Source organism: Tahibacter caeni, from assembly GCF_024609805.1.
GTDB classification, from domain to species: Bacteria; Pseudomonadota; Gammaproteobacteria; order Xanthomonadales; family Rhodanobacteraceae; genus Tahibacter; species Tahibacter caeni.
In genome coordinates this window covers 1-4359 of sequence record NZ_JANFVR010000366.1, presented here as the reverse complement: position 1 = coordinate 4359, position 4359 = coordinate 1, and the positions used below count along the sequence as shown (strand labels likewise).

Below are 4359 nucleotides of genomic sequence, written 5' to 3'. Positions count from 1 at the left end.
CCGCGTCGAGCTCGGCCGCCGTGGTCGCGCGCGGCGGCGGCAGCGCGGTCTGCGCGCTGCGGTAGGCCGTGATGTAGCGGCCGAACCAGTCGTGCAGCGCGGCGTCGTCGAGCTCGCGCAGCCGCGCGACGGCGCGGTCGACGCGCGCGAGCGCGGCCGCGTCGATCTCGTACGGGTCCTTGGCCGGCGCGAGGTCCGCGTCGGTGTAACGGTCGTCCTCGGTCAGCGGCTCGACGAGGCTGTCGACGAGGTCGCCGAGCATTTCGGCGATCGCCGGCGCGCGCATGCCGATCGACAGCGTCATGCAGTCGCCGATCGCGACGCCGTCGTGGGGCAGGCCCGGCGGCAGGTAGAGCACGTCGCCGGGCTGCAGCACCCAGTCGTGGGTCGGCGCGAACTCGGCCAGGATCTTGAGTTCCAGCTCGGGCCGGAACGCCTTGGGCGCGTCCGCATCGTCGCTGATGCGCCAGCGGCGCCGGCCGAGGCCCTGGATCAGGAACACGTCGTACTGGTCGACGTGCGCGCCGACGCCGCCGCCGTCGACCGCATAGGAAATCATCACGTCGTCGACGCGCCAGCGCGGCAGGAAGCGGAAGCGCTCGAGCAGCGCGGCCACGTCCATGTCCCATTTGTCGACGTCCTGCACGAGCAGGGTCCAATGCGTCTTCGGCAACGTCGAAAAAACGGCCTCGTCCAGCGGCCCCGTCGTGACGCTCCAGCGCTCGCGACGCGGATCGCGCACGATCAGGCGCGACAGCGCGGCCTCTTCGCAGGCCAGGCCGGCGAGATCCTCGGGCGTGATCGGCAGCGGAAAACCGGCGAGTGCGCCGCGGATCAGCAGCGGGCGCTTCTGCCAGTAGTCGCGCAGGAAGGCCTGCGGGCTCATGCCCAGCGGCTGCGACGGCGTGGCGTGGACCTCGATGGCTGGGGACATGACCGCAAACTCGTGCTGTGAACGGGAACGTGCTGTCGCCGCGCGCCGGAGACCGGACGACGCGGGACCGGCGCGCGGCGCCGCGCTTCAGATGCCGCGCGCGAGCGTCTCGGCCAGGCCGACGTAGCCGGCCGGCGTCAGCGCGCGCAGGCGCTGCTTGGCCCCGGCCGGCAGCGGGAGCGTTTCGATGAACTCGGCCAGCGCGGTCTTGCTGATGCCGTGGCCGCGGGTCAGCGCCTTGAGCTGCTCGTAGGGATTGGGCAGGCCGTAGCGGCGCATGACGGTCTGCACGGCCTCGGCCAGCACTTCCGGGTTCGCGTCGAGATCGGCGGCCAGCCGCTCGGGATCGGGCTTGAGCTTGCCCAGGCCGCGGGCGAGCGCGTCCAGGCCGATCAGACTGTGGCCGAACGCCGTGCCGATCGCGCGCAGCACGGTGGAGTCGGTCAGGTCGCGCTGCCAGCGGCTGATCGGCAGCTTTGCGCTGAAATGCTCGAACAGGCCGTTGGCGATGCCGAAATTGCCTTCGGCGTTCTCGAAGTCGATCGGATTGACCTTGTGCGGCATCGTCGAGGAGCCGACCTCGCCGGGCTTGAGCGCCTGGCGGAAATAGCCCAGCGAGATGTAGCCCCAGACGTCGCGCGCGAAGTCGATCAGTATCGTGTTGAGCCGGCGCAGCGCGTCGCCGATCTCGGCGATGCAGTCGTGCGGCTCGATCTGCGTCGTGTACGGATTGAAGGTCAGGCCCAGGCCCTCGACGAAGGACTGCGCGAACGCCGGCCAGTCGACTTCGGGATAGGCCACGACGTGGGCGTTGTAGTTGCCGACCGCGCCGTTGATCTTGCCGAGCAGCTCCACCGCGGCGATCTGCCTGCGCTGGCGCGCGACGCGCGCGGCGACGTTGGCGATTTCCTTGCCGAGCGTCGTCGGCGAGGCGGTCTGGCCGTGAGTGCGCGAGAGCATGGGCTGGGCGGCGAGGTCGTGCGCCATCTGGCGCAGGGTCGCGAGCAGCTTGTCGACGGCCGGCAGCAGCACCTGGTCGCGCGCGTCGCGCAGCATCAGCGAATACGACAGGTTGTTGATGTCCTCGCTGGTGCAGGCGAAATGGATGAACTCCTTGACCGCCTCGACTTCGGCGAAACCGGCACTGCGCTGCTTGAGCAGGTATTCGATGGCTTTGACGTCGTGGTTGGTCTCGCGCTCGATCGTCTTGACGCGCTCGGCGTCGTGCAGCGAGAAACCGTCGGCCAGGCTGGTCAGGAACTGGCGCGCCGCGGCGCTGAACGGCGGCACCTCGGCGATGGCCGGATGCTCGCCGAGCGCCAGCAGCCAGCGCACTTCGACCAGCACGCGGCGCTGCATCAGGCCGAACTCGCTGAAGATGGGGCGCAGGGGATCGGCCTTGGCGGCGTAGCGGCCGTCCAGCGGCGACAGGGCGGTGAGCGGATTCGGGGTCATCGGGGCGGCGGGGGCGGGCAAAGACGCGGAATGATACACCGGCGGCTATACTGACCGGTCCCTTCCCGGTCCCTGCGAGCAGGAAACACCATGGCCGACTATCGCATCGAAAAAGACAGCATGGGCGAGCTGCGCGTCCCGGCGGCCGCGCTGTACGGCGCCCAGACCCAGCGTGCCGTGCAGAATTTCCCGATCTCCGGCCTGCGCCTGCCGCGCGCCCTCATCCGCGCGCTGGGCCTGATCAAGGCGGCCATGGCCGACGTCAATGCCGACCTGGGCCATCTGAAGCCGGCCCTGGCCAAGGCGATACGCAAGGCCGCCGAGCGCGTCGCGGCCGGCGAGTTCGACGCGCAGTTCCCGATCGACGTGTTCCAGACCGGCTCGGGCACCTCGAGCAATATGAATGCGAACGAGGTCATCGCGAACCTGGCCAACCGCGAGCGCAAGCTCGGCGTGCATGCGAACGACCACGTCAACATGGGGCAGAGCTCCAACGACGTGATTCCGAGCGCGATCCAGCTCGCCGCGCTGCTGCAGGTGCGCGAGGAACTGTTGCCGGCGCTCAAGCACCTGCGCGGCACGATCCAGCGCCGGGCCAAATCGCTGGCGCGTGTCACCAAGACCGGCCGCACGCACCTGATGGACGCGATGCCGCTGACCTTCGGCCAGGAATTCGAAGCCTGGGCCGCGCAGCTCGCGTCGGCCGGCGAGCGCATCGAGGACAGCCTCAAGCGCCTGCGCCGGCTGCCGCTCGGCGGCACGGCCATCGGCACGGGCATCAACGCCGACCGGCGCCAGGCCAAGCGCGCGGCGAAGCGCCTGTCGGAACTGGCCGGCACCCGGCTGGAATCGGCGGCCAACCTGTTCGAAGGCATCGCCTCGCAGGACGCGGCCGTGGAACTCTCCGGCCAGCTCAATACGCTGGCCTGCGCGCTGATGAAGATCGCCAACGATCTGCGCTGGATGAATTCCGGGCCGCTCGCGGGGCTCGGCGAGATCGAGCTGCCGGCGCTGCAGCCGGGCTCCTCGATCATGCCGGGCAAGGTCAATCCGGTCATTCCCGAGGCCGTCGCGATGGTCTGCGCCCAGGTCATGGGCAGCCACGTCACCGTCACGATCGCCGGGCAGAGTGGCAGCTTCCAGCTCAACGTCATGCTGCCGCTGGTCGCCCACAACCTCTTGCAGGCTATCGGCCTGCTGGCCAATGCCGCGCGCCAGCTGGCCGATGCGGCGATCGCCGGGCTGCGCGTGCGCGCGGACCGCGTGCAGGCCGCCCTGGCGCGCAACCCGATCCTCGTGACCGCGCTGAACCCGGTCGTCGGCTACGAGGCGGCGGCGGCGATGGCCAAGCAGGCTTACAAGGAAGGCCGGCCCATCCTCGACGTCGCGCGCGAACGCAGCGGCCTGTCCGAAGCCGAGCTCGAGCGGCTGCTGGACCCGGTCGCGCTGACCCGCGGCGGCATCGGCGCCGGCAGCGCCGCGGGCGGCTGATCCGTTCGGCGGCGAACATCGGGCCCGTCATGGCGAACAGCACATGCCGGCGGCGAACCCGGCGGCACAATGGCGCCGCCCCTACCTCCCCACTTTTTGCAGTTGCAGTAGCCGTCTTGTCTGGAGAATGAAATGCTGAAACGTCTGGCCCTACTCACCGCGCTGCTGGCCAGCAGCGCCTGGGCGCAACAGGAAATCTCGATCACGGCCAAGGACATCGAAACCGGTGCCGCGGACGCGAAGCTGGCTGAGCTCGGCCGCCAGGCCGCCGCCAGCGGCAAGGAAGTCGTGATCAATGCGCCCAAGGAGTGGCATGGCTCGGTCGCTGCGAAGGTCAAGGCCGGCGGTGCCGTCACGGTGCGCCTGAACGACAGTTTCTTCGAGAACGTCGTCGTCCGCGTCGCCGACAAGGCCAAGCCCGAGGTGCCGAAGCCGGCCGCCGCGCCGGCTCCCGCCGCGGCGCCTGCGCCGGCTCCCGC

At 70.1% G+C, this 4359-nt stretch carries 3 protein-coding genes and 1 pseudogene; 2 read left to right on the top strand and 2 right to left on the bottom strand.

The window, feature by feature from the left end; translation table 11 throughout:
• Both NON22_RS20865 and purB read right to left on the bottom strand, forming a co-directional pair.
• Window positions 1-934, bottom strand: a 934-nt coding sequence (locus NON22_RS20865) for a cupin domain-containing protein (protein WP_257388910.1), incomplete at its 3' end; no start/stop codon positions are given.
• An 87-nt stretch (window positions 935-1021) separates the two neighbouring features.
• Entirely contained in the window at window positions 1022-2389 is a 1368-nt protein-coding gene (gene purB, locus NON22_RS20860) for an adenylosuccinate lyase (RefSeq protein ID WP_257388909.1), read from the bottom strand.
• Window positions 2390-2479: 90 nt separating this feature from the next.
• Between purB and NON22_RS20855 the strand changes: the two genes are divergently transcribed.
• Both NON22_RS20855 and NON22_RS20850 read left to right on the top strand, forming a co-directional pair.
• Window positions 2480-3880, top strand: a complete 1401-nt coding sequence (locus NON22_RS20855) for a class II fumarate hydratase (protein WP_257388908.1) — start codon at window positions 2480-2482, stop codon at window positions 3878-3880.
• Between the two features lie 132 nt (window positions 3881-4012).
• A pseudogene (locus NON22_RS20850) lies at window positions 4013-4359 on the top strand (hypothetical protein); the annotation flags it as partial.

Bases quoted from the DNA above. Each gene is read 5' to 3' on its own strand.
- purB (WP_257388909.1), bottom strand. From the start codon at position 2,389: ATGACCCCGAATCCGCTCACCGCCCTGTCGCCGCTGGACGGCCGCTAC.
- NON22_RS20855 (WP_257388908.1), top strand. From the start codon at position 2,480: ATGGCCGACTATCGCATCGAAAAAGACAGCATGGGCGAGCTGCGCGTC.